Genomic DNA, 24,634 nt, shown 5'->3' with positions numbered 1-24,634 from the left:
AATGAAGGAGGAGACATATGAGTTCAGTACGTAGTGCCAAAAAAGTCCATGTAGCAGATGTGTCAGATTTATCGATTGGAATAGGGAAAAGAGTACAAGTCGCTGCAGAAGAGATTGCTTTATTTTTGCAATCAGATCAAAGTGTACATGCCATTCAAAATAAATGTCCACATAAAGGAGGGCCGCTCTCAGAAGGAATTGTGAGTGGAGAACATGTCTTTTGTCCCCTTCATGATCGTAAGGTAAATGTTCGAGATGGACTTGTGCAAGCGCCAGATGAAGGGTGTGTAAAAAGGTATGATGTTGAAATAATCGATGAGGGTATCTACGTATATATCGATTAGAAATCATTATAATGGTTGACTCAAACTGAAGATGCTGACTACACAATGTAAGATTAGATGATATCGTCAGCATCAGTTGAGTCAGCTTTTTTGTTTTATTTAATTATCTTGGTATAAAAACAACCTTCAGAGTTTTATAATTTCAAAAAAAGACACGTTGGTTTTAAAACCTACGTGTACCTGAATCACTACATCCATTTTTCGCCCCAAGACTGGATAGACTCGATAACAGGCTGAAGAGCAAGTCCTTTATCAGTCAATGAATATTCAATTCGAACTGGCTTTTCAGGATAGACGTTTCGAACAACAACATCAATCTGTTCAAGCTCTTTCATTCGTTCGGTTAGTATGCGATCACTCATTTCTGGTATTTGTGCTTTTATTTCTTTAAAGCGCTTTGGTCCGTCTAAGAGGACACGAATGATGAGCCCAGTCCACTTTTTGCCAAGCAAATCAATGGCATGCTCATATTTAGGACACATTGTACTGTAATCCATATATCTCACCTCGATTATGTTTAGTTTACCACAAGGTTGTGGTATAGATAAGTGTTGGTTATGAAAATAACAAGACTTGGCACAAAAAAGTAACTTTATAATAAGAAGAAAAGAAAAGTTACTAAAAAAGCAATTAAAAAGGAGTTGTTCATTTTGGCTAAAGTATTAATCCCATACTACAGTGCATACGGACACATTTATGAGATGGCGAAGGCAGTTGCAGAAGGTGCAAAACAAGTTGATGGAACAGAAGTGAAGATTGTGAAAGTCCCTGAATTTAATGCCGTAAAAGAAGCAATGTCAGGACAAGATGCATATGTTCAGGCACAAGGAAATCAAGAAGATATACCTGAAGCTACACATGATGATTTACGTTGGGCTGATGCGATCATCTGGGGAATTCCTACACGTTATGGTTCAATGCCAGCTCAAATGAAACAATACCTTGATTCAGCTGGCGGACTATGGGCAAATGGTGAGCTTGAAGGGAAAGCAACAGCAATCTTTACAAGCTCAGGCTCTGTTCACGGTGGTCAAGAAACAACAATTATCACTTCATTAATTCCGTTGCTACATTTTGGGTTGATTTTTGTTGGTCTTCCTTATGGTGAAAATCCAGAACAATTAACAACAGATGGAATCGGAGGAAGTCCTTATGGGGCCTCAACCATTGCTGGCCCAGATGGATCAGCTTCTCCTGATGCACGTGACATTACGATGGCTGGGCGTTTAGGTGCACGTGTTGCGAAGATTGCTAGCAAATTAACTAATTAGAAAAGTCAAAAAACCAATTGTAAATATACCATTGATTGAGGGAGTCTATGTAAAGGCTCCTTTTTCTGTGTGGAAGTTGGTTAGTACCTAGTTGGAAAGAACCAGAATAGTGCATTTCCATCCAAGATTGAGAGTCTAGGCTCATAGGAGTTTTATGATAAAAGGATTTGTAGAAAGTGTATGATGCTTAAAGTGGTAGAATAAGAATAGAGTATGAGATATAGGAGGGGATGGAATGTTTGAAAGAATTATCGTAGCAGCTGATGGATCTGGACAATCGTTAAAAGCAGCAGAAAAGGCAATTGAATTAGCGAGGGTAACAGGAGCGCATATATATGTTGTCTACGCAGTAGATGGAACGACATCAAAAGCAGATGTGCTTAGAACATGGAATTCACTCGGTATTACTGAAAAGAGAAATGAAAAGCTTACATACATCGAAGAGCAGGCAAAAATAAATAAAATAAGTTATGAAGTGAAGATTGTTCGAGGTGACCCTGCTACATCTATCGTACGATTTGCGAAGGAGTCTCGATCTGATTTAATTGTAATCGGAAGTCGAGGATTAAACCAATTACAACAAATGGTCCTTGGAAGTGTTAGCCATAAGGTTGCGAAAAGAGCTACTTGTCCTGTTTTAATCATAAAATAACGAGTTGATACTTTATTTCGTTAGAAATTCATTAATAAACCTATTGTTATATTACAGTTGATATTGGCGATGGAGTGTAGCGTGGTTAGATTAGGGGCGGGATTATGATTATGAGTAGAAATAGAGTGATTTTAAATGAATTTTCAATAAAGTATTGACCTTTTTAGATTGTCTGTTATATAATAATAAAAAATATAAATAGTTGTATTAAAACAGAAAGGGTGATTGTAATGAGTAGAAGAGAGCGGGAGAACATGATTCATTATTTGACAATGGTTCAGGGGATGACGGAGAGACACTTAATGATGATGACAGATGAGGATATTGAGCATTTGTATACAAGGACGTATAGTATGTATGAGAGATTAGAGGCTTAATTGTAAAAACATGACCCTTACAGTTTGAATGTGACTGTAAGGGTCTTTAGCTAGTTAAACAGATAAATCATTTGTAAATAGAGCTGTTCAAAATAGTGTCAAGCTTATTTTTGTGCTAGTGTAGTATACTAATGACAATGCTATGCAAAAAGGTGGTTCCAACATGAAGCTTTCTAATAAAAAGCTATTTATTATTATTGCCTCTATTACTGCTCTCTACGGAATTTTATATTGGGTAATAGGGAATTATATTACGACAAGGTAAGAAAAGTCGCAGCTTGAATCGACAAGCTGCGGCTTTTTGACTATTTCCGGGGAAATTTGTCGTCTTGTATTTAGAGTCCTGATAATTGGGTTAAAAACATTGTGGCGACGCCAAAATAAATCATTAAAGAAAAAATGTCATTAATGGTAGTGATAAGTGGTCCAGAAGCAACTGCTGGGTCAACTCCGATACGATACAAAAGAAGAGGGATGATGGTTCCAGCAAGTGTGCCGACAATGAGTGTAAGAAATAAAGAAAATCCGACGACAAGTCCTAATACGAGGCTCTCTCTCCAAAAGTAAGCGATAAGCATGATGAGTATCCCACATGTTATTCCAATAATAAGCCCCACTCGCAGCTCTCTAAAGATGAGCTTAATGACAGTTTTTCGGTCGATATCATTTGTAATAATACCACGCACAACAACAGCTAAAGATTGAGTTCCTGTATTCCCTGTCATTCCTGCAATCATCGGCATAAAGAAGATAAGAGCGACTACTTGATCTAATGTGTCCTCAAAGCCACTAATAATGCTTCCAGAGACAAGGCCGATAAAAAGAAGAAGAATTAACCAAGGAAGTCTACGAAAGGATGCTGTTATTGCTTTTGTGTTAAAATCAATATCTTTACCAGAGGCTGATAATTTCTCGATATCTTCAGTAGCTTCCTTGATCATAACATCAATCGCATCATCGACTGTAATGATACCTAGAAGGACATTCTCATCATTAACGACAGGTACAGCGATGAAATCATATCTTTCGATTGTTTGAGCTACTTCTTCTTGGTCGGCATCAACGTGGACAGCTACTACGCGATTAAACATCAGATCCTCAATTTTTTCATGAAGGTCAGCAATTAATAAATCGCGATATGAAACAACGCCGACTAATTTTTTCTCATCATTAATAACATATAGATAATAAATGTTCTCTGAGAAACCTGCGTAGGTTTTTAGTTTATCAACAGCTTGCCTAACAGTTTGATCGGCATTTATCCAAACAAACTGATTTGTCATTAATCCCCCAGCTGTCTCAGCAGGATAGCTCATTAAAGATTGAATATTTTGAGAGTCTTCTTTCTTCATCACATCAAGAAACTCTTGTATTTTATCTACGGATAGTTCATTTAGTAAATCGGCTAAATCATCATTATCCATAAGGTTCATAACTTTAGAAGAACGTTCAATGCCTAATTGTTGAAGGATCTCAATTTGCAGGTCGTATTCTAATTCTTGAATCAGATCAGCGATTTGGTCTGGTGTGATAAAAGTTAAAAATTTGTGATGATGCTTTTCAGGTAATCCACGATAAAGCTGGGCAAAGTCGTAAGGGTGTAGCTCATCAAGGAGCTGCTGTAAGGCCGTGCGCTTTGCTTCTTTTATATATTTAATAACTAATACCAATAGCTGGTCTTCTGTCATATTTGCAACCATCCGTATCACCTCACTTCTTATCATCCTTTATCACTTTACAAAAAAAAACGTAGTAAGTAAATGGTGTTTTTATTTACTTTTTCGATCAGAATAACTATTTCAATTTACCCTCTTAACTAAAAGAAAAACGTTGAAATTAAGCCATCTTAAACATGTAAACAAAGGCTTTCGTATCTAGATGTTCTTTTTATTGAAAATCAGTATAATTATATTATGAAAATAAAGCTTAATTGAAACAACTTTCATTATCTGATAATTCCATTTTTTTATTTGAGAATCTTACTCATTATCATTGACGCTTATAAAAATGATATGCTATTCTTTACTTATATTGAGTTTCATTCTCAAATGTCGGTTTTAGTTCGAAGGGGAGGTACATATGAGCTTTATTCAACTAAGACAACTAACGAAACAATATAAGCAAGCTGAACAGCCTGCTGTTGATCATATTGAACTAGAAATTGAGAAGGGTGAGATTATTACTCTTCTTGGTCCAAGTGGTTGTGGAAAAACCACAACACTGCGTATGATTGCTGGATTTGAGCAACCTACTTCTGGGGTTATTAATATAGGTGGTAGCGAAGTATTTGGGGAGAAGACATACGTTCCACCAGAGAAACGTGAAATTGGTATGGTTTTTCAAGACTATGCCTTGTTTCCTCATTTAACAATTGAAAAAAATGTTGTATTTGGTTTGAATAAATGGAGTACTCGAGAAAAGAAAGCGCGTGCTAAAGAAGTACTTGAGTTAGTTGGATTAGCTGAATACGGTAAACGCTATCCGAATGAGTTGTCGGGTGGTCAGCAACAGCGTGTTGCTCTAGCTCGTGCATTAGCACCACGTCCTCACGTAGTGTTAATGGATGAACCTTTTAGTAATCTTGATGCAGGATTGCGAGAGCGGATGCGTTATGATGTAACATCGATTTTACGTAAAGCGAATACGACGGCGATTATTGTAACTCATGATCAAAAAGATGCGTTTGCTGTGTCAGATCGCGTTGTCGTTATGAATCAAGGGGTTATTCAGCAAATTGCAACCCCGCGTGATATGTATCGTTGTCCTAAGAATTGTTTTGTTGCTCAATTTGTTGGTAAAACCAATTTATTGACTGGGACTTTATGTTCGGATTTAAAACATGTTGATACGTATATTGGTCGTGTTTCTTTACCTACTCAATCCGAAAAAATAATAGAAGATGTTCGGGTGTCAATCAGACCAGAAGGTTGCCGGTTGGCGGAAAACGGACGTTACTCAGGTAAAGTTGAACGCGTTACGTATAGCGGTGAGTATCAAGAAGTAGAAGTTCGACTGGGAGAACGGGATTTGTCGTCTGAACCGATGGTTGTCTATGCTCCTGTTGAACAGGAAATTGAAATTGGCGCAGTTATTTCATTTGATATTAAGCCAGAGCTAGTCGCTCTTGTTGAAGTCTAATAAATGGTTAGAAGCAGCTCCTTACTTGTAAGCGAGCTGCTTTATTTATTTTAAACGATAACTATTTTCAGATATTTCGTAAAATCAATTGACAATGATTATCAATACCGGTATACTTCGATTTGTAAGTGATAATGATAATGAAAATCATTACTCACTAAATCATACATATGCATAGGGGGATAAAAATGAATAAGGTATTAAAAGCATTATTATTTGGTTTGCTAGCTCTTGCATTATTTGTTATGGCGGCTTGTGGTTCAACAGAAGAACCAGCTGAGGAAACAATGGGTGAAGAGACAGCAACTGAAGAAACTGAAGAAACGGCAGGCGAAGGCACAGATGCAGAGGTCGCTCAAGAAGCGTCAGGAGAATTAGTTGTTTATTCTTCTCGTAATGAAAAGTTTGTCGATGCACTACTTGAAAAGTTTACTGCTGATACTGGTATTGAAGTACAAGCACTTCATGCTGGTGATAATGCAACACCACGTATTATTGAAGAAGCTAATAACGTGCAAGCAGATATTTTCATTTCAAACGATATTGGTGCATTAGAGCATTTACGTATTCAAGGACTATTAGAAGGCTCTAACCCAGAAGGAATTGAGTCAATCGATGGAACTTATCGTGCAGAGGATAATTCTTGGTTTGCTTTATCAGCACGTACGCGTGTTTTAATGTATAATAAAGATCTAATCACGGAAGAAGAAATGCCAAAGAACATTTGGGATTTAACAGATCCAAAGTGGCAAGGTGAATTTGCTATTACTCGTGGTGGTAATGGTGGTATGATTGGACATGTATCAGCATTGCGTAATGAGTGGGGCGATGAGAGAACAACTGAATGGATTGAAAAGGTTAAAGAAAACGCTGGTGGTATCATGGAAGGTCATGGAGACATTCGCCGTGCTGTAGGTGCGGGTGAGTTCGCGTTTGGTCTTGTTAACAACTACTACTACCATCAGCAACTACAAGAACCAACTGATAATAATGTAGGCGTTATTTATCCAGATCAAGGTGAAGGTGAGATGGGTGCTGTTGTAAATGCGGCGGGTGTTGGCTTAATTAAAGGAGCACCAAATGCAGAAAATGCAGCGATTTTCTTAGAATGGATTCTTCAACCAGAAAATCAACGTGAGTTCTCTTTTGCTTCATTAGAAGTACCGATTAACCCAGAAATTGAAGCAATTGAAGGAGCTGCAACGATCACTGATTACAAAACTTCTGATATGCAGCTTAGTCAACTTGGTGAAGTGTGGGAAGATACACGTGAGCTTATCGAAAGTGCGGGTCTTGATTTAGATCTTTAATAGAAAAGTTTAATAATTAGGCGAGTAGGGGATGGAGCGTTATGATAGGTAAGCAGCAAAATAAACAGCCAGATACGAATCATCAACAGGTTGGAGAGGTTCCCTCTCCAACCTCTCGCCATTATAAAGCGAAGATGTGGATGCGATTGTGGGATGGAAACCCACCTGGACGCGTCCTTTTCTTGTTGGCAGCGATTACAGCGTTTTTTATGGCAATCCCGATCATTTATGTAGTCTGGCGCTCACTATTTGCAGGTACAGACCGATGGATGCGGTTGCTTGATAGTCGTATTCCACAATTAATTTGGAACACGATGTCATTAACGGTGATGGTCACACTATTTGCTGTTTTTATCGGTGTGTCTCTTGCATGGATTGTCAATCGAACAGATCTACCAGGGCGTAAAATGTGGCAATGGTTGCTTGCCTTACCTTTGGTCATTCCGCCGTACGTAGGGGCTGTCACATATATTATTGTTTTTGGTCCGAGTGGATGGGTTAAAAGATGGTGGGCGGAGCAGGAGTGGTTAGTGACTACCTTCGGAGAGTATTCATTAAACGTTTATACCTTTTGCGGGATTTTCTTTGTTCTCACTATGTTCACCTTCCCATATGTATTTTTAATTGCAAGTGCTTCTTTAAGAAAGATGAATCGGAATTTTGAAGAAGTAGCACGTTCACAAGGGATGAAGACATCGCAAATCTTTTGGAAGGTTAACTTGCCTTTTCTAAGGCCTGCTATTGGTGCTGGGGCAATTCTAATTGCTCTATATGTATTATCTGATTTTGGTGCCATCGCGATGATGCGATTTACAACGTTTACTGCTGCTATTTATTATCAAATGGGTAGCTATGATACGGTATCAGCTACTGTTTTAAGTGTTGTGCTTATTGGTCTAACGCTTATCATTTTGTGGCTTGAATCGAAAACAAAAAAGAAACAAAAGTACTATCAAACAACAAATACGTATAAAAAACCTGACACTCTTCCATTAGGGAAGTGGAAGTGGGTTTCGTTTGCTTATGTGATGCTGATTTTTCTCTTTTCTGTCTTGTTACCGATTATTGTCCTTGTGTATTGGTCTATAATCGGTATTGAAATGGGAGCGCTAGATTCGCGTTTCTGGGGGTTTGCATGGAATAGCTTAAAAGTGTCGGGGATGGCTGCCCTCGTTTGTATGATGTTTGCTTTGCCAGTCGTCTACTTACGTTCGAGATATCCTTCAGTCATTTCTCAGTCGATTGAAAAATTAAGTTATGCGGGGTACGCTTTACCTGGTGTGATTGTCGCTTTAGGGATTATTTTCGTATTTAATCAGTATATTCCGGCTTTATATAATACGTATTTCCTAGTAGTGATTGCCTTTGTTATCCGCTTTTTACCTCAAGCGATGCAATCGACAGATGCTTCATTAAGCCTCATTTCGCCTCGAATTGACGAAGCGGCAAGAAGTCTTGGACAGCCTCCTTGGAAGGTCATGATCCGTGTCATTATTCCGTCGACTCTACCAGGGATATTTGCAGGTGGGGCTCTTGTCTTTGTGAGCTCCATTAAAGAGTTACCAGCGACGTTGCTTCTTAGACCGCCTGGCTTTGACACATTAGCTGTTCGGATATGGGTCGAGACCAGTGAAGCGGTCTATCATATGGCAGCACCCGCAGCATTGTTGATTGTACTAGTATCTATTATCCCATTACGCTATTTACTAAAAAAATATTAATACCCAAAACACTAACTCAACAACAGATTATCTACATCTTTATTGCATAAAATGAGGAGAGGATAGTTGTTAAGAGTTAGTCTTTTTTTTATAAAGCATTGACAATGAGAATCGATTTCAATTAAAATAATGATAATGAGAATTAATATCAATAAAGGAGATGTTATAATGACCTCAATGTTAATTGTAGGAGCGGATCGGTTAGGCTCTATTCCGAAGAAGTTAGAAGAGATGGGATTCGATGATATTACCCATGTGAACGGGCGGAAGGTACAAATGGTGAAGAAAGAAATCCCTTCACATATTGATTTAATTCTTGTGCTTACTGACTTTATTAATCACAATTTAACTTCTGTGTTGAAAAAGAAAGCAATGGAACAAGAAATCCCGATTTGTTATGCAAAACGGTCTTGGTGTTCGATTTATCAGGCAATTGGCAAATGTAATTATAATTGTGAAAATCAAGACAACTGTCAATTCAAATAAGCAAAGAACTTAATAGAGGGGTTACATATATGATCCATTACTGATTAAGAAGGTGGCGTGATTTTAAGTCATCTTCTTTTTGTGCTTCTATTACAATGGTTTTTTCTAGACAAAAGATAAGGTATGTGACACAATAAGTTGCATAAGGTAAAATTAATTAGATTAAACTAAAAAGGTTGTTTGATAGCAATTCGGTTTGTTTGTCTCTTGTCTTTGTGCAACTTTTTTAGCACTAAAAGTTGCCCTTGGGCATATGTTTGGTATTGGGGAAAGTAAAGGAGGAAATAAGATGAGTAAAAAATTTAGTTTGTTTGTAATGGTAATTGTGACAGCTGTAATGCTTGCTGCTTGCGGAAATCAAACAGGCGGTAGTGAAGAAGAGACAGAAAAACTACAAGTCGTGACAAGTTTTTCTATTTTGGGTGATATTGCAAAAAATGTTACTGGTGATCGAGCGGATGTTGAGTACATTGTGCCGATTGGAGAAGAACCGCATGGATATGAGCCAGTTCCAAGTGATTTTCAGAAGGTAAGTGATTCTGATGTCTTTTTTGTCAATGGTTTAGGGTTAGAAGGATGGCTAGAGCGTTTGGCTGAGAATGTTGGTGATATTAATATTGTCGCTGCTTCAGATGGAATTGTTGCTCTCCCGATCGAGGGGCGAGAAGAAGAAGATCCACATGCTTGGTTAGATGTTCAAAACGTTATTTCTTATGTAGAAAAGATTCGTGATACATTAAGTGAGCTAGATCCTGAGGGTGCTGATGTATACGCAGAAAATGCAGCGGCTTATATTCGAGAGTTAGGAGAGCTGCATACTTGGATTGAAACGGAAGCTAATGCAGTACCAAAACAAGATAAAACAATTGTGATCAGTGAAAATGCGTTTAAGTATTTTGGTGAAGCTTACGGATTTGAGACGATTGGTATTTGGGAGTTGAACTCTCATGAAGAAGGCACTCCTGGTCAAATTAGCAGAGTGGTTGATCTGGTTCAAGAAAATGAATTACCAGCTGTTTTTGTAGAAACGACTGTCAACAAGCGCTTTATGGAGGCTGTTTCCCGTGACTCAGGAGTTGGAATTGCTGGAGAGGTTTATACAGATGCGGTTGGTATAGAGGGAAGTGGAGCAGAGACGTATGTGAAGATAATGGAGCATAACGTCAATACGTTCGTTGGTGGTTTATCGAAGTGAGTTTCAAAAACTGGATGAAAAAAGACCTAATTCTTTTAGGTCTTTTTTACATGTGTAGAAAACGAGTTAGGCTAAAACAATTGTGAGAGGATACCTGCGACAACTAAAATGATAAAACAGATCCATAGTAATTTTTTCATCAATTTACTGTTTCTCTGTTTCTTGTTCCAACGGTTTGGATCAAAGGCCACTTTGCCATCGTCATGAACAGCTCGTTGTCTGTAATACGAGTAAGGCTTGACACCATTTAGAATGATCGGGCCAAGAGCAGCACCAGCAATCAAACCGAATAGATGAGCGAAAATATTAATGTTCGAGCCGACGAATGTCATAACAAGACCGATGGCGATAATGGTCATAACAAGCTGTGCGTTGGCATGATCAATTAAGTCTTTTCGGTAAATAACAAGATATACATACAGTCCTAATAAACCAAAAATAGCTCCTGATGCTCCGAGGTGTGGAGGATATGTTAGACCGCCAATATAGAAGGTGGCAACATTGGCAAGGATACCTGTAAGAAAGTAGACTAGAAGAAATTTAATTCGCCCAAGCATTTGTTCTAGTGCAGGTCCGAAAATAACGAGTGAAAAAGAATTAAAAAGAACGTGGCTGATGCTATAATGCATGAAAATCGGCGTAACAATGCGCCAATACTCTCCGTTTGCCACAGCGAGGTTGTTTCCGATTCCTAAGGCAAGAACCCAGCCTCCGAAAGGTAAAAAGTTCATCCAAACAAATAAGATGAGATGAATGGCGATAAGAATAGTGATAATAGGATATTGTCGTCTGAAAGAATAGAAGCTTTCATTTCGGATAAACATGATACACACTCCTTTTATATTTGCTATTATAACAGAGAAATCACTATTATCCTTGTTAGAAAACCTTATGATGTTATTGAAAAACAATGAGTATACGAAAGGGGTCAGTCATGGTTATTGGAACGGGGATTGATATTGTTGAGCTTGAGCGGATTCAATCGGCTATGGAGAGACAGCCACGATTTGTTGACCGTATTTTAACAAAAGGTGAAAAGCGAGATTTTCTTCTTTTGTCTAATAAAAGGAAAGTTGAATTTTTGGCGGGGCGTTTTGCAGCGAAGGAAGCATTCGTGAAGGCGGTGGGGACAGGTATTTCCTCTGTATATAGCTGGAAAGATATTGAAATTAGAAAGGAGTCAAGTGGTAAACCATTTTTAGTCGTGAAAGCCTACGATGAAAGGATACACCTTTCTATTTCCCATAGCGCAACGTATGCAATTGCACATGTCATTATTGAGAGCTTGCCAAGCTAGTCTGCATATTGCCCAAGGTTGTCTCATATAGTTGTAGTGCGAATAGGAGAGGTCAGTCATTCGAGGAGAGTCAGGTCTAGATTACGACATGAAGTCAACGTTTTCGTTTAAGGGGTTGAGCATTTTCAGTCGTGCTCAGTGTACCAGTGAAACGTGACTCACATCGATGTTAAGCCGTCTCTTGAATGTCTTCACTCTCTTCTTTGGCGTCAAATGAGACAAAGGGGTGAAAGCATGAGGAAAGCAATTTGGTTCGCGGCACTCGGATTATTGTTATCAGTGATACTCGTCGGCTGCGGAGAGAAAACACAAGAAGATATTATGACTGATCTAGAAAAGAAGCTGACTGAAATGACTGGTTATAAGGCAGCGTCTACCATGACGCTTGAAACAGGTAATGAGCCACAGACGTATGAAGTTGATGTTTGGCACCAAACAAAAAGCTATTATCGCGTAGCTTTGAAAAATCAAAATAAGGATCAAAGTCAAATTATCCTTAGAAATGATGATGGTGTCTTCGTGTTAACACCCGCTTTAAACAAAAGTTTCCGTTTCCAAAGTGATTGGCCGACCAATAGCAGTCAAGTCTATTTGTATGAGTCTCTTGTTCAAGATATTTTGATGGATCCAGAGCGTACATTCCAAGCGACGGAGGATCATTATGTGTTTCAAACAAACACGAACTATCAAAATAAGAATTTAAGTACACAAGAAATTACATTAAATAAGAAAGACTTAACGCCTGCTCAAGTGAAAATCATGAATACCGATCTGGAAGTTCTTGTTCAGCTTGATTTCACTAGTTTTGAGTGGAATTCAAGCTTCAATGATGGTGATTTTGATATGGAGCGCAATATGACAGGTGCACAAATGGCAGAAGAACCAGCGATGGCAGAACCTATGGAGGCGTTAACTGTCTATTATCCAATGTACACACCAGATGGTACTGAGTTTGATTCTTCCCAAACGATTGAAGCTGAAACAGGACAGCGCGTCGTACTACAATATATGGGAGAACAGCCGTTTACACTTATTCAAGAGCAGAGTCAAGTAGTACCGGCGGCGACACCAATGAGTGTGAGTCAGGGTGAACCAGTTGATCTTGGATTTACAATAGGTGTTATGACCGACGAATCGTTAATGTGGTCATATAATGGTGTTGATTTCTTGTTAGCATCGGCAACTTTAGACACCGAAGAGATGATGGCCATTGCTCGTTCTGTCTATGGTACACATGAGAAATAAGGTAGAAGAGGGCTATTTCAAAAGATAAAAACCTCCTACAAAATACGTACGGCCTCTGTATGTTACTAGCCACTATAAGGAGACCGTTCATAATGAACGTCGAGATAGCGGCAAGGATCATAGGTGCGAGGGTGGATCAAAGGTCATATTAACCTTTTGATTCACCCTCTTTCTATCTAGACATTCAATCGTATGATAAAATATAGACATCTAAGAGAGAGTTGGCTCGAAGGGATGAAAAGAATGACGCGAAGATTTTACCGTGATACATGGGCAGAAATTGATTTACATGCAATTGCTACAAATGTACGAGAAGTTAGTAAGTTATATGATAATAAGAATGTACGTATTATGGCGGTTGTGAAAGCGAATGGCTACGGTCATGGTGCTATTGAGGTTGCAAGAACTGCTTTAAGTGCAGGCGCAACTCATCTTGCTGTGGCCTTGCTAGACGAAGCGATTGAACTACGCGAGGCAGAGATTACAGAGCCTATTCTAGTGCTAGGTCGTATAAGACCTGAAGATGTGGCGATTGCCGTTGAATTTAATGTTATGGTAACTGTTTTTCAGCTAGAGTGGTTAATAGAAGCGAAGAAGCATTTACATGCAGATGAATGCATCCATCTGCATGTTAAGTTAGACACGGGGATGGGAAGAATTGGTGTTCGCTCTAAAGAGGAGGCGGCTTCTCTCTTTCGATTTATACAGGCTGATGAATCGTTTGCTTTGAATGGAATCTATACTCATTTCGCAACAGCTGACGAGCAAGATCTTTCCTATCTCAACGAACAGCATACACGTTTTGTTGAGATGTTAGGTTGGCTTAAAGAGTGGGGAATAAAGAAGCCTCTTATTCATAGTGGTAATAGTGCTGCAGGCATGCGTTTTCCAGAGAAAGCTTTTGATTTATTTCGGTTGGGGATTTCGATGTATGGTCTTACGCCATCTCCTGAAATTACAGATGATTTACCTGTGTCGTTAAAGCAGGCGTTTTCACTGAAAAGTCGTCTTGTTCAAGTAAAGGAGATGCCAGCTGGAGAAGCAATTAGTTACGGCGCGACATACCGTACGAAACAGCGTGAGTGGATTGGGACGATCCCGATTGGATACGCCGACGGTTGGCTCAGATACCATAGTACAAATGGTGGTGCAGTACTTGTAAACGGGCAGCGCGCGCCTTTTGTTGGTCGAATATGTATGGATCAATGTATGATTAGACTTCCAGGTCCAGTTGAAGTGGGAACGGTTGTAACGTTGATTGGAGCAGATGGTGATGATGAAATCACAATGGATGAAGTTGCGGCTCGGCTTGGTACGATAAATTATGAAATTCCGTGCGTGATCAGTTCGCGCGTACCAAGAATATATTCTAATGATAAGTTGCTATAAGCAATGCGGAATTTGTGTTTTACATGCTGTGTGCAACCGAAATGGCCTTTGCATTTCGGTTGCACTAGTGCTATCATTAATAACGGATATAAAAAAGGTAGCATTCATGTAAGCGGTATACAAAAAAATAGATGTTTAATGGTGGATGCTGGGGGTGGATGTTTGTGTCAGAACAAAATACAAAGCGAATTGTAGTAAATTTGCCACAACATTTGTTGAACGAGGTGGACGGTGTGATCAAGCGAGAGAACGTCAATCGTAGTGAGTTTATTTCACAAGCAACAAAGATGTACCTTCGAGAACGTAAAAGAAGTCAAATTCGTGAAACAATGCAACAAGGTTACATGGAAATGGCGAAAATTAATCTGAATATTGCATCAGAATCTTTTCTTGCCGAGGAGGAAGCTGAGAGTACCCTCGATCGCTTAGTGAGTGGGGTGTAGCCTTTGATTGTAAAAAGAGGCGACGTATACTTTGCAGACCTTTCACCTGTTGTAGGTTCAGAACAAGGTGGAGTTCGGCCGGTACTTGTCATACAAAATGACATCGGCAATCGGTTCAGTCCGACTGTGATTGTTGCTGCCATTACTGCGCAAATTCAAAAGGCGAAATTACCGACTCATGTTGAAATCAACGCGAAACGTTATGGATTTGACCGCGACTCAGTTATTTTACTTGAACAAGTGCGTACAATTGACAAGCAAAGGTTAACAGACAAAATCACACATCTCGATGACGATATGATGAACCGTGTGAATGATGCGCTCTTTATTAGCTTAGGACTTATTGATTTTTAATTAGAATTTCATTAAGAGAAACTCCGTGTTTTATAGCGGAGTTTTTTATTTTTTGGAAACAAATATTGAAAAAAGTTATGCTTATCACACAATTTTGTAAAAGATTTTAAACAAATATCTTTGCAACTATAAATTACTCATGAAATAATAAGATGAAGACTAAACTGGAGGATAAAGCATGCAACCTTATATTGTTTCGTTTATTTACAATCAACGGCAAACCCTTATCGAGCGTTGGGAGAAGGAGCTAGTAACAGTTAGGCACGAGAATTATTTAATATCTGTTTCAGATTCGGTCTATGAGAATACAAATCGTGAATTTATGCATTTTATTATTGAAATGATAGATGCTGATCAAGATCATGCTAAGGAACGACTGAGTGTATTTGCTGATCGCTATATCCAAAGCGGTTGGCCATTATCCTATTTTATAAAGGGGTTACAGGCATTTAGACGGGTTATTCTTGTCGTTCTTTCTGAAAGAGAGAAAGATGTCGATCAATTATTAGTTGTCTTTAATGATTTAGAATCTTGGATAGATGGAATTATCAATCAACTTGTGCACGATTATACAGGTTCTTGGGAAGATATTTTTGAGATGCAGAAGCTTTCTTTGTTAGAATTATCAGCACCGCTTATTCCAGTTTTTCAAGGTGTAACGGTTATGCCGTTAATTGGTACTATTGATACGGCTCGAGCGAAGTTAATCATGGAGAATTTGTTGGAGGGTGTTATTCAACACCGTTCTCAAGTGGTCTTAATTGATATTACGGGAGTGCCAGTTGTAGATACAATGGTAGCTCATCATATCATCCAAGCATCAGAAGCGGTTAGATTGGTTGGTGCTCAGTGTATTCTTGTGGGAATTCGTCCAGAAATCGCACAAACCATTGTAAACCTTGGAATTGATTTAAGTAAGTTTCCAACAAAAAGCTCACTTAAAAAGGGAATTGAATCGGCGCTTGAAATGACAAATAAAAAAATGATTGATTTGTAAGAATGGGGGGGTTGTACGTATGAGAATTCCAATATTAAAGTTACGTCAGTATTTATTAATCAGCGTGCAAGTTGAATTAGACGATCAGACTGCTTTACAGTTTCAAGAAGACTTACTTCATAAGATCCATACTGAGGGGTCGTCTGGTGTGGTAATCGATTTAACATCTGTAGATATGATCGATTCTTTCATTGCGAAGGTTCTTGGAGATGTCGTTGATATGTCAAACTTAATGGGAGCAAAAGTCGTGCTTACAGGTATTCAACCTGCTGTGGCGATTACTCTTATTGATATGGGAATTAAATTAGATGCTGTGCCAACAGCCTTAGACTTAGAGCAAGGTTTAGAGAAGTTGCAACAGGAATTGGAGGGGTGAAAATGGAAACCCAATCCTGTGTAGAGGTGAAAAATGAGTGGGGAATTGTCGCTGCCAGACAGGCGGGACGGACTTTATCAAAAGATATCGGCTTTGGAAGCGTGGATCAAGCAAGAATTACAACAGCTATTTCTGAACTTGCTCGAAATATTTATCTGTATGCAAAGCCTGGAGAGATTTGTCTGGAGATTGTTGAAAAACCGACAAAGACAGGATTGAAAAAAGGTATACAAATTATAGCCCGTGATCATGGGCCTGGTATCCCTGATATTAGGCAGGTTATGGTTGATGGGTTTACGACATCAGGTGGAATGGGTGCGGGATTGCCAGGAGTAAAGCGATTGATGGATGACTTCACTATAGACTCTGAAAAAGGTGAAGGGACAATAATCACCGCAACAAAATGGCTCCGATAAAGGAGGGCTTTTGTGAAAGAGACTGTTCAAAATTTAGAAGAATCGTACAAGGATATTTTAAAAACCTTTCTTAACCGTAAAAGTGAGCAAGGTTTATACAAAGCACAACAATTTAGCAAAATTCTACTCGAACATCAGATTTCACCTGAAGAGCTTGTTAGTGTGCATCGAGCTGTATTAGAGGAACTATATCCCTCCGTGCAAGAAGAAGTGCTTGATTCGTTTGATTTATTGCTCGAAGTGATGATGGGCTATGGTCTTGCCTATCGTGAGCACCAAAGTTTAAGGGATCGACAACTTGAGTTAGAATCAGAAATCGATGTTGCCGCAAATATGCAACAAACACTTCTACCAGAAGTGGTTCCTAATGTGGAATCCTTAGATATTGGTGTTATAAGTGTGCCTGCAAATAAAATGAGTGGAGACTATTATAACTATATTCAAGATGATCGTGGATGTATTGGATTAGCCATTGCAGATATTATCGGAAAGGGTGTGCCTGCTGCTCTTTGTATGTCCATGATCAAATATGCGATGGATAGTCTACCTGAACAACGTTTGCAGCCAGGACAACTTTTAGAAAGTTTAAACCGTGTTGTTGAACATAATGTTGATGACAGTATGTTTATTACCATGATGTATGGCTCATATGATCCGCATACTCACGAATTTCGGTACTCTGGTGCTGGTCATGAGCCGGGCTTTTTTTACAATGCGAAAGCAGATCAATTTCATGAACTGTACGCAAAAGGGCTTGTCTTGGGTGTGTCGAGAAAAACAAAATTTAGAGAGTATCATATGCAGGTAAATGCAGGTGATTTTATAATCTTTCTTTCTGACGGTGTGACAGAGTGTCGGATTGGTGATGATTTCATTGAGCGTGAAGAAATTATTCAATTAATTAGGAAGTACATGCATTTATCTGCACAAAGACTGGTAGAAAGTGTATATCATGAGCTTGCAAAGTTGCAGGGATTCCAGTTGAAAGATGATTTTACATTAATGATACTTAGAAGAAACGTTTAGGTTATAAGATATCGTGGTATTGTAAAATGTATGAAGTTTGTAAAGAGGGGGATTTGTTTTGAATCTATTTATTCGTCAAGAACAAAAAGAAAATATAAATGTCGTCTATTTATCTGGTGAAATTGATGCTTATACAGCACCGAAGTTACGTGAAACATTGATTCCATTAGCGGAACAACCTGGGAAGAACATTACAGTTGATTTAACTGATGTTCAATATATTGATAGTACGGGTTTAGGGATTTTTATTGGAGTCCTAAAAGCCACGCACGCTCATGAAGGTACTCTGGCATTGACAGGGATGTCCGAACGGATTCAACGCCTCTTTTCTATTACTGGTCTAGATGAAGTCATTTCTATTAAGCGAGCTGAGGAGGAATCGAAATGAAGCAGCATGAAGCCGATCACATTCAGATGACTGTTCCTGCTAAGCCTGAATATGTAGGTGTGGTGCGTTTGACTGTTTCTGGAGTGGCGAATCGTCTAGGCTTCACTTATGACGATATTGAGGATATGAAGATTGCCGTTGCAGAAGCATGTACGAACGTTGTCAATCACGCATATCAAGGTAAAGGAATGATGAACGTTTCATTTTACCTCTATGATAATCGAATAGAAATCATTATTGCGGATCGTGGACAAAGCTTTGATGTAAAAGGATTACGTGAGCGTCTAGGGCCATTGGATGCGAGTATGCCAGTTGGTGATTTAAAAGAGGGGGGGCTCGGTTTATTTCTCATTAATACACTGATGGATAAAGTGGAGATTAATGATGAATCTGGTATTGTCCTTATGATGACGAAATACCTCCAAGGAGATGAGGTGGAGCTTAATGTCGACGGAGTCTCTTCAGCGCAACCAGAACAATGATCAAGTCTACGAATGGATCACTCTTTATCAGAAAACAAAGGATACCGATGCCCAGTTAAATCTTGTTAATCATTATGAGGCATTAGTTAGATCTCTTTCGCGCAAATTTTCAAAAGGTAGAGACTATGATGAGGATATGTTCCAAGTAGGTATGGTAGGGTTGCTTGCTGCGTTGGAAAGATATGATCAAGAGTTCGGACGTAGCTTTGAATCTTTTGCTGTTCCGACAATTGTAGGTGAAATCAAACGTTTTATTCGTGATAAGACGTGGAGTGTCCATGTACCTCGTCGTATTAAGGAGCTTGGTCCAAAAATCAAAAAAGCTGTAGAAGTGCTTACGACCGAGTATCAAAGGTCTCCTCTTGTGCATGAAATCGCTGACTATTTAGAAGTTTCCGAGGAAGACGTCTTAGAAACTATGGAAATGAGTAAAAGTTATCAAGCTTTATCTGTTGATCGTTCATTAGAGGCTGATCAAGAAGGTGGAGAAGTCACATTACTTGATTTAGTTGGTAATGAAGAGTCAGGTTATGAGATGACAGATCGTAAAATTCTTCTTGAAAAAGCATTTCAAGTATTGAATGAGCGTGAAAAGCAAATCCTGTATTTCACCTATTTTGATAATCTTAGTCAAAAAGAGACAGGAGATAAATTAGGAATATCTCAAATGCATGTATCGCGTCTACAACGCAGAGCCTTAGAGAAGTTAAAAGAATCCATTCGAATGGAATCATCGGAGATATTATAATGATTACTTATTACGAAGATGGGAAGGTTGACGTTGCTATTTTAGAACAAGCTAAGCCAGGGAAAACTTGCTGTGGTGATGCTCATACTGTTATTCATACAGAGCACTACACGGTATGTGCAGTTGTTGATGGATTGGGAAGTGGTGAAGGAGCGTATCAATCTGCAAATGCTGCTATTGAGATCATTGAAGCTCTTCATGACAAATCGGTTGAGCAAATAGTGGAAGCGTGTAATCAGGCATTACTCCATAAGCGCGGAGCTGTTATGACAATTATAAAAGTTGATTATGCTAAATTTGAAGTCAGCTATAGTAATTTTGGTAATATTGGTTTTGTCATGCATATGCCTGATGGAACGACGATTCAGCCAATTCCATCCCGCGGCTATTTATCTGGGAAGAAACAAAGAATTACAAGTCAACGCTTTCCCTATCAGAGTGGCAGTGCATTTTTGCTTTACTCAGATGGTATTAAGAAACCTCCATCAAAGAAAATGCTTCTGAAAATGGATTCGCCTCGTACGGCTACGGAAGAATTATTTCCGAAGGACGGTTACGCGCTAGATGATGTTACTTTGCTCGTGGGTAAAATATCTTAGACTCTTTCAAAAATGGAAGGGTTTTTTCTTTATTGAGAGAAAGAATTGAAAGCCGACTTATGACTTATGCTATCATTAATCTATTCCATTTTTGATGAGGTGTTGAAATGAACAATCAATTAATAAGCGAAACAATTAGCCATATATCAACAGAGCTTAAGTTGAAAGCATCGTACATACAACAATTGATCAAGTTAGTCGATGAGGGAAATACAGTTCCTTTCATTGCGCGTTATCGTAAAGAAATGACTGGTGGTCTTGATGAAGTTCAAATTCGTACGATTGTTGAGAGATGGGAGTATGCGAATCAATTATCTAATCGTCAGGAAGAAGTTATTCGTTTAATTGACGAGCAAGGAAAGCTAACAGATGAACTTCGCAAAAAAATTTCTCATGCAAAGAAACTTCAAGAGGTCGAGGATTTATACCGTCCGTATAAACAAAAAAGAAGAACACGGGCAACGGTGGCAAAAGAGAAAGGGTTAGAGCCTTTTGCGAAATGGTTGTTCTCGCTTCCTAAAGATGGATCAGTGGAAGAAGAGGCTGAAAAATATTTGTCTGAAGAACATGAGCTTTCAACTAAAGGAGAGGTTATTCTAGGGGCGAAAGATATTATTGCTGAATGGATCTCTGATGATGCTGATTTAAGAAAAGTGATTCGTATGTTGGGCTTTAAAGAAGGAAAGATGAAGACTGTTTTAAAAGATGGCGAGCTTGATGAAAAAGGGATATTTGAAATGTACTATGAGTATGAGGAAGCGATTTCTAAAATTGTACCACATCGTATCCTTGCGATGAACCGAGGCGAGAAGGAAGGAATTCTTCGCGTTTCGCTTGTTTTTCCAAGTGAGCGTATTATTGAAGAGGTAAAGAGAAAGGTGATACGTTATCCTAACGCAAAAACAGCCACGGTTGTAGCTGAATCGATTGAAGATGGTTATAAACGATTGATTGAACCTTCTATTGAGCGTGATATTCGTAATGAATTAACAGAAAAAGCAGAAGAGCAGGCCATTCACATTTTTTCTGAAAACTTAAGGCATTTGCTGTTACAGCCGCCAATGAAAGATAAGATTGTATTAGGTGTGGATCCAGCATATCGAACAGGTTGCAAGCTGGCTGTTGTTGATGCGACGGGGAAAGTCCACGATATTGCTGTTATTTATCCGACTCCTCCTCGGAATGAAACAGAGAAATCGGCTGAGGTTGTGAAAGGGTTAATTGAGAAACATGGAGTTGAAATGATTGCGATTGGTAATGGGACGGCATCTCGTGAAACAGAGCAATTCATAGCTGATGTAATGAAGCAACTCAATTCATCTGTCTATTATCTTATCGTAAATGAAGCAGGTGCGAGTGTTTATTCTGCTTCAGAGCTTGGAAGAGAAGAATTTCCACATTTAAAAGTAGAAGAAAGAAGTGCTGCTTCGATTGCGCGCCGCCTGCAGGATCCACTAGCTGAACTAGTAAAAATTGATCCGAAATCGGTTGGAGTCGGACAATATCAGCATGATGTCTCGCAAAAACGATTAAATGAATCACTAACATTTGTTGTTGAAACGGTCGTCAACCAGGTCGGGGTGAATGTTAATACGGCTTCTGTCTCGCTTTTACAATATGTTGCTGGATTATCAAAAGCAGTAGCGACAAATATAGTTAAGCGACGAGATGAAGAGGGACGTTTTACAAATCGAACGCAGCTAAAAAAGGTACCTCGTCTCGGTGCGAAAACATATGAACAGGCAATTGGCTTCTTACGAGTTCAAGATGGTGTTCAGCCGCTTGATGCGACTGCGATTCATCCAGAGAGCTATAAAGATACAGAGAAGCTACTTAAAAAAATTGGTGCAACGGTAAATGATTTGGGTACTGAGAAGTTACGAGAACAATTGCAATCAATAAAAATGGAAGACATAGCTTCTGAATTAGAAGTTGGTATTCCGACATTAAAAGATATTATTGATTCACTTATTCGTCCATCGCGAGATCCTCGTGATGAAGTAGCAAAGCCATTATTGAAGCAGGATGTCTTGCAACTTGAAGATCTACAAGTAGCGATGGAATTGCAAGGAACTGTCCGTAATGTTGTTGATTTTGGTGCTTTTGTTGATATCGGTGTGAAACAAGATGGACTTGTTCATATCTCGAAGCTGACAAATCGATTCATTAAGCACCCACTAGAAGTGGTAGCTGTTGGAGAAATCGTAACCGTTTGGGTTGAACAAGTTGATGTACAAAAAGGTCGGATTGCTCTCACAATGAAACGTCCAGAAAAACAATATTCCTAACGTTTATTAAATAAAATAAAAGTCTGACCCCAATTTACATCTAATGCAAATCTTAATTGCTAAGGAAGAATGGAGATTTGGGGTCTAATTCCTTTATATGAGAATTTCCCTTTGGTGGTCAGTGTGACTAGGAGAATCACTTATGGTTAAGTGTTTTTATGTTTGAATTTTTTTGTTTGTAATGAAACCAACACTGGTTAAGAATTAAGATCTGGTAACGGTCTTTTTGAAGATAGGCACGTTTTAATTTTTGTTTTAGCCAAGTAGGCATATAGAATTCAACTCCTTAATGGCTCTCGTTATTTTAGCTATTATATGAGAGAGGGATTGTCAAAGTTGAAGGAATGGTGAAGATTTAATGGAAAAGAATGATAAAGAGATGAATAATAAGCAATTACAAAAGCTAGTTGAAAGAATCTCATTGGAGTACTTTGGACGCTCTTTTCATCACCAAGCGAAATTTAACAAGCGTCTTCGTACTACTGGTGGTCGTTATTTATTAAACAATCACAATATCGAAATCAATCCAAAGCAATATCAATTTTTCGGTGAAGATGTGTTAGTTGGTATTATAAAACATGAGCTGTGTCACTATCATTTGCATATTCAAGGAATGGGGTATCAACATCGAGATTTAGATTTTAAGGTTTTAATGAAGAAGGTAGGTGCTCCTCGTTTTTGCGATGTTGTACCTGGTGTGTCACTGAATAAAGAACGTGTCATTCATAGATATGAGTGTTCAATTTGTCAAGTTCAATACAATAGGAAGCGAAGAATTGATGTAGCCAAATATGTTTGTGGAAAGTGTCACGGCAAATTAAAAAAAATACTATAAAAGTATTGCTTACGTATCGAATCGTGTGCTATATTATAGAAGTCGCTGAACAAGAGCGATAAAAAATGTTGACTTGCTTTATTGATTTGTTTATAATCTATAAAGTCGACAAGATATTCCACAGTAGCTCAGTGGTAGAGCTATCGGCTGTTAACCGATCGGTCGTAGGTTCGAGTCCTACCTGTGGAGCCACGGAGAAGTACCCAAGTGGCTGAAGGGGCGCCCCTGCTAAGGGTGTAGGTCGTTTACGCGGCGCGAGGGTTCAAATCCCTCCTTCTCCGCCATTGTTTTAAAAAGTGGCCCGTTGGTCAAGCGGTTAAGACACCGCCCTTTCACGGCGGTAACACGGGTTCGAATCCCGTACGGGTCATTAGTTTTTTTGGAGGATTAGCTCAGCTGGGAGAGCACCTGCCTTACAAGCAGGGGGTCGGCGGTTCGAACCCGTCATCCTCCACCATTCGGTCCGGTAGTTCAGTTGGTTAGAATGCCTGCCTGTCACGCAGGAGGTCGCGGGTTCGAGTCCCGTCCGGACCGCCATTCATCTTTGCGGGTGTGGCGGAATTGGCAGACGCGCTAGACTTAGGATCTAGTGTCTTATGACGTGGGGGTTCAAGTCCCTTCACCCGCACTTTTATTTTAGTGAAGTGCAATAGAAGATATAGTCACAGATGCGGTTGTGGCGGAATGGCAGACGCGCTAGGTTGAGGGCCTAGTGGGGGTTGACCCCGTGGAGGTTCGAGTCCTCTCAACCGCACCAAACATTTTTTAAACGGAATGTTTATGTAGGTTGATGTTTTGTGTGTGTTGTATGCTAACGGGAAGTGGCTCAGCTTGGTAGAGCACCTGGTTTGGGACCAGGGGGTCGCAGGTTCAAATCCTGTCTTCCCGACCATTGTTTTTATATGCGGGTGTAGTTTAGTGGTAAAACCTCAGCCTTCCAAGCTGATGTCGTGAGTTCGATTCTCATCACCCGCTCCAATATTCAAATAGATAAGGCGCTTTTTTTATGCCTTTTTTAGGGGCCTGTAGCTCAGCTGGTTAGAGCGCACGCCTGATAAGCGTGAGGTCGGTGGTTCGAGTCCACTCAGGCCCACCAAAAAAAGTGTTGACAAGTTGATTGTAACTTGATAAGATGTTTAAGTCGCCAACAAGCGATACCGAGTTCTTTGAAAACTGAACAAAAGCCAAGCGAAATAGAGATACATGATATCTCGTCAATTATTAAGAAGTATCGTTAGCGATACATTTTGAGCTAAT

28 protein-coding genes and 10 tRNA genes are annotated in these 24,634 nt (G+C 39.2%); 34 read left to right on the top strand and 4 right to left on the bottom strand.

The features are described 5' to 3' along the window. The first annotated feature begins 17 nt into the window (after positions 1–17). Positions 18–344: a nitrite reductase small subunit NirD gene (gene nirD / locus IQ10_RS15375; protein ID WP_144451376.1), complete on the top strand. Its 327-nt coding sequence runs from the start codon at positions 18–20 to the stop codon at positions 342–344. Positions 345–532: 188 nt separating this feature from the next. Here the strand turns inward: nirD and IQ10_RS15370 are convergent, their stop codons facing one another. Next, positions 533–841 (bottom strand): winged helix-turn-helix transcriptional regulator, encoded by a 309-nt coding sequence (locus tag IQ10_RS15370; RefSeq protein ID WP_144451375.1) that lies wholly within the window; start codon positions 839–841, stop codon positions 533–535. Positions 842–994: 153 nt separating this feature from the next. Between IQ10_RS15370 and wrbA the strand changes: the two genes are divergently transcribed. The 3 genes from wrbA to IQ10_RS15355 all read left to right on the top strand — a co-directional run bounded on the left by wrbA (position 995) and on the right by IQ10_RS15355 (position 2,644). Further along, positions 995–1,615 (top strand): NAD(P)H:quinone oxidoreductase, encoded by a 621-nt coding sequence (gene wrbA / locus IQ10_RS15365; RefSeq protein WP_144451374.1) that lies wholly within the window; start codon positions 995–997, stop codon positions 1,613–1,615. Positions 1,616–1,850: 235 nt separating this feature from the next. Continuing rightward, positions 1,851–2,267, top strand: coding sequence for a universal stress protein (locus IQ10_RS15360; protein ID WP_144451373.1), 417 nt, complete (start codon positions 1,851–1,853; stop codon positions 2,265–2,267). Between the two features lie 230 nt (positions 2,268–2,497). Next, positions 2,498–2,644, top strand: a complete 147-nt coding sequence (locus tag IQ10_RS15355; RefSeq protein WP_144451372.1) for a BH0509 family protein — start codon at positions 2,498–2,500, stop codon at positions 2,642–2,644. Between the two features lie 335 nt (positions 2,645–2,979). On the opposite strand, the gene mgtE is transcribed toward IQ10_RS15355, so the two are convergent. Continuing rightward, the gene (gene mgtE, locus IQ10_RS15350) at positions 2,980–4,344 is read right to left on the bottom strand and encodes a magnesium transporter (protein WP_144451371.1); all 1,365 of its coding nucleotides are present in this window, start codon (positions 4,342–4,344) and stop codon (positions 2,980–2,982) included. A gap of 379 nt (positions 4,345–4,723) precedes the next feature. Between mgtE and IQ10_RS15345 the strand changes: the two genes are divergently transcribed. From IQ10_RS15345 to IQ10_RS15325, 5 genes are all read left to right on the top strand, one after another. Next, positions 4,724–5,782 (top strand): ABC transporter ATP-binding protein, encoded by a 1,059-nt coding sequence (locus tag IQ10_RS15345; RefSeq protein WP_144451370.1) that lies wholly within the window; start codon positions 4,724–4,726, stop codon positions 5,780–5,782. A 188-nt stretch (positions 5,783–5,970) separates the two neighbouring features. After that, positions 5,971–7,092 carry an extracellular solute-binding protein gene (locus IQ10_RS15340; RefSeq protein WP_144451369.1) on the top strand — a complete coding sequence of 374 codons (1,122 nt, stop codon included), beginning with the start codon at positions 5,971–5,973 and terminating at the stop codon, positions 7,090–7,092. 41 nt (positions 7,093–7,133) lie between these two features. Beyond that, entirely contained in the window at positions 7,134–8,813 is a 1,680-nt protein-coding gene (locus IQ10_RS15335; RefSeq protein ID WP_144451368.1) for an ABC transporter permease, read from the top strand. A gap of 168 nt (positions 8,814–8,981) precedes the next feature. Next, complete coding sequence (locus IQ10_RS15330) at positions 8,982–9,299, top strand: DUF2325 domain-containing protein (protein ID WP_144451367.1); 318 nt, start codon at positions 8,982–8,984, stop codon at positions 9,297–9,299. A 289-nt stretch (positions 9,300–9,588) separates the two neighbouring features. Beyond that, positions 9,589–10,494 (top strand): metal ABC transporter substrate-binding protein, encoded by a 906-nt coding sequence (locus IQ10_RS15325; RefSeq protein ID WP_144451366.1) that lies wholly within the window; start codon positions 9,589–9,591, stop codon positions 10,492–10,494. Between the two features lie 71 nt (positions 10,495–10,565). On the opposite strand, the gene IQ10_RS15320 is transcribed toward IQ10_RS15325, so the two are convergent. After that, positions 10,566–11,318 (bottom strand): rhomboid family intramembrane serine protease, encoded by a 753-nt coding sequence (locus IQ10_RS15320; RefSeq protein ID WP_144451365.1) that lies wholly within the window; start codon positions 11,316–11,318, stop codon positions 10,566–10,568. A 110-nt stretch (positions 11,319–11,428) separates the two neighbouring features. Here IQ10_RS15320 and acpS point away from each other — a divergent pair, with 110 nt between their 5' ends. The 14 genes from acpS (at position 11,429) to IQ10_RS15250 (ending at position 22,542) form a co-directional block, all read left to right on the top strand. Next, a complete protein-coding gene (acpS, locus tag IQ10_RS15315) occupies positions 11,429–11,791 on the top strand; it encodes a holo-ACP synthase (RefSeq protein WP_144451364.1) in 363 nt (120 codons plus the stop codon). 234 nt (positions 11,792–12,025) lie between these two features. Further along, the gene (locus IQ10_RS15310) at positions 12,026–13,036 is read left to right on the top strand and encodes a LolA family protein (RefSeq protein WP_144451363.1); all 1,011 of its coding nucleotides are present in this window, start codon (positions 12,026–12,028) and stop codon (positions 13,034–13,036) included. A gap of 243 nt (positions 13,037–13,279) precedes the next feature. Then, positions 13,280–14,425 (top strand): alanine racemase, encoded by a 1,146-nt coding sequence (gene alr / locus IQ10_RS15305; protein ID WP_144451362.1) that lies wholly within the window; start codon positions 13,280–13,282, stop codon positions 14,423–14,425. Between the two features lie 158 nt (positions 14,426–14,583). Then, entirely contained in the window at positions 14,584–14,868 is a 285-nt protein-coding gene (locus tag IQ10_RS15300; protein ID WP_144451361.1) for a CopG family ribbon-helix-helix protein, read from the top strand. Positions 14,869–14,871: 3 nt separating this feature from the next. Further along, positions 14,872–15,222 (top strand): type II toxin-antitoxin system PemK/MazF family toxin, encoded by a 351-nt coding sequence (locus IQ10_RS15295; RefSeq protein ID WP_034631315.1) that lies wholly within the window; start codon positions 14,872–14,874, stop codon positions 15,220–15,222. Between the two features lie 178 nt (positions 15,223–15,400). Continuing rightward, a complete protein-coding gene (rsbRA, locus tag IQ10_RS15290) occupies positions 15,401–16,219 on the top strand; it encodes an RsbT co-antagonist protein RsbRA (RefSeq protein WP_144451360.1) in 819 nt (272 codons plus the stop codon). A gap of 19 nt (positions 16,220–16,238) precedes the next feature. Next, positions 16,239–16,595 (top strand): STAS domain-containing protein, encoded by a 357-nt coding sequence (locus IQ10_RS15285; protein ID WP_144451359.1) that lies wholly within the window; start codon positions 16,239–16,241, stop codon positions 16,593–16,595. A gap of 2 nt (positions 16,596–16,597) precedes the next feature. Beyond that, positions 16,598–17,011: an anti-sigma regulatory factor gene (locus IQ10_RS15280; RefSeq protein ID WP_144451358.1), complete on the top strand. Its 414-nt coding sequence runs from the start codon at positions 16,598–16,600 to the stop codon at positions 17,009–17,011. A gap of 12 nt (positions 17,012–17,023) precedes the next feature. Next, on the top strand, positions 17,024–18,037 hold the full coding sequence (locus tag IQ10_RS15275; protein ID WP_144451357.1) for a PP2C family protein-serine/threonine phosphatase: 1,014 nt from the start codon (positions 17,024–17,026) through the stop codon (positions 18,035–18,037). 58 nt (positions 18,038–18,095) lie between these two features. Further along, positions 18,096–18,425, top strand: a complete 330-nt coding sequence (locus tag IQ10_RS15270; protein WP_144451356.1) for an STAS domain-containing protein — start codon at positions 18,096–18,098, stop codon at positions 18,423–18,425. After that, positions 18,422–18,907: an anti-sigma B factor RsbW gene (gene rsbW / locus IQ10_RS15265; protein WP_144451355.1), complete on the top strand. Its 486-nt coding sequence runs from the start codon at positions 18,422–18,424 to the stop codon at positions 18,905–18,907. The genes IQ10_RS15270 and rsbW overlap by 4 nt, the downstream gene beginning before the upstream one ends. Next, positions 18,870–19,655: an RNA polymerase sigma factor SigB gene (gene sigB / locus IQ10_RS15260; protein WP_144451354.1), complete on the top strand. Its 786-nt coding sequence runs from the start codon at positions 18,870–18,872 to the stop codon at positions 19,653–19,655. The genes rsbW and sigB overlap by 38 nt, the downstream gene beginning before the upstream one ends. Further along, entirely contained in the window at positions 19,655–20,254 is a 600-nt protein-coding gene (locus IQ10_RS15255; protein WP_144451353.1) for a SpoIIE family protein phosphatase, read from the top strand. The genes sigB and IQ10_RS15255 overlap by 1 nt, the downstream gene beginning before the upstream one ends. 107 nt (positions 20,255–20,361) lie before the next feature. Beyond that, positions 20,362–22,542, top strand: coding sequence for a Tex family protein (locus tag IQ10_RS15250; protein WP_144451352.1), 2,181 nt, complete (start codon positions 20,362–20,364; stop codon positions 22,540–22,542). 136 nt (positions 22,543–22,678) lie between these two features. Here IQ10_RS15250 and cmpA read toward each other — a convergent pair whose 3' ends face one another. Next, entirely contained in the window at positions 22,679–22,813 is a 135-nt protein-coding gene (gene cmpA / locus IQ10_RS15245) for a cortex morphogenetic protein CmpA (RefSeq protein WP_144451351.1), read from the bottom strand. Between the two features lie 108 nt (positions 22,814–22,921). Here cmpA and IQ10_RS15240 point away from each other — a divergent pair, with 108 nt between their 5' ends. The 11 genes from IQ10_RS15240 (at position 22,922) to IQ10_RS15190 (ending at position 24,473) form a co-directional block, all read left to right on the top strand. Further along, entirely contained in the window at positions 22,922–23,377 is a 456-nt protein-coding gene (locus tag IQ10_RS15240) for a SprT family protein (RefSeq protein ID WP_144451443.1), read from the top strand. A gap of 117 nt (positions 23,378–23,494) precedes the next feature. Further along, positions 23,495–23,569 (top strand) — tRNA-Asn (locus tag IQ10_RS15235). Between the two features lies 1 nt (position 23,570). Then, positions 23,571–23,661 (top strand) — tRNA-Ser (locus tag IQ10_RS15230). 14 nt (positions 23,662–23,675) lie between these two features. Beyond that, positions 23,676–23,747 (top strand) — tRNA-Glu (locus IQ10_RS15225). Positions 23,748–23,758: 11 nt separating this feature from the next. After that, positions 23,759–23,834, top strand: a tRNA-Val gene (locus tag IQ10_RS15220). Between the two features lie 3 nt (positions 23,835–23,837). Continuing rightward, positions 23,838–23,914: transfer RNA gene (locus IQ10_RS15215), tRNA-Asp, on the top strand. Between the two features lie 9 nt (positions 23,915–23,923). Next, positions 23,924–24,005 (top strand) — tRNA-Leu (locus IQ10_RS15210). 42 nt (positions 24,006–24,047) lie between these two features. Then, positions 24,048–24,134 (top strand) — tRNA-Leu (locus IQ10_RS15205). Between the two features lie 58 nt (positions 24,135–24,192). Then, positions 24,193–24,269: transfer RNA gene (locus IQ10_RS15200), tRNA-Pro, on the top strand. Between the two features lie 12 nt (positions 24,270–24,281). Continuing rightward, positions 24,282–24,355: transfer RNA gene (locus IQ10_RS15195), tRNA-Gly, on the top strand. 41 nt (positions 24,356–24,396) lie between these two features. Beyond that, positions 24,397–24,473: transfer RNA gene (locus IQ10_RS15190), tRNA-Ile, on the top strand. Positions 24,474–24,634 lie beyond the last annotated feature (161 nt).

Origin of the sequence: Halalkalibacter nanhaiisediminis (genome assembly GCF_007830185.1) — a bacterium.
GTDB lineage: Bacteria > Bacillota > Bacilli > Bacillales > Bacillaceae_D > Halalkalibacter > Halalkalibacter nanhaiisediminis.
Note: the sequence above shows the minus strand (reverse complement) of the source record. Positions and strands in the feature narration are given on the sequence as shown.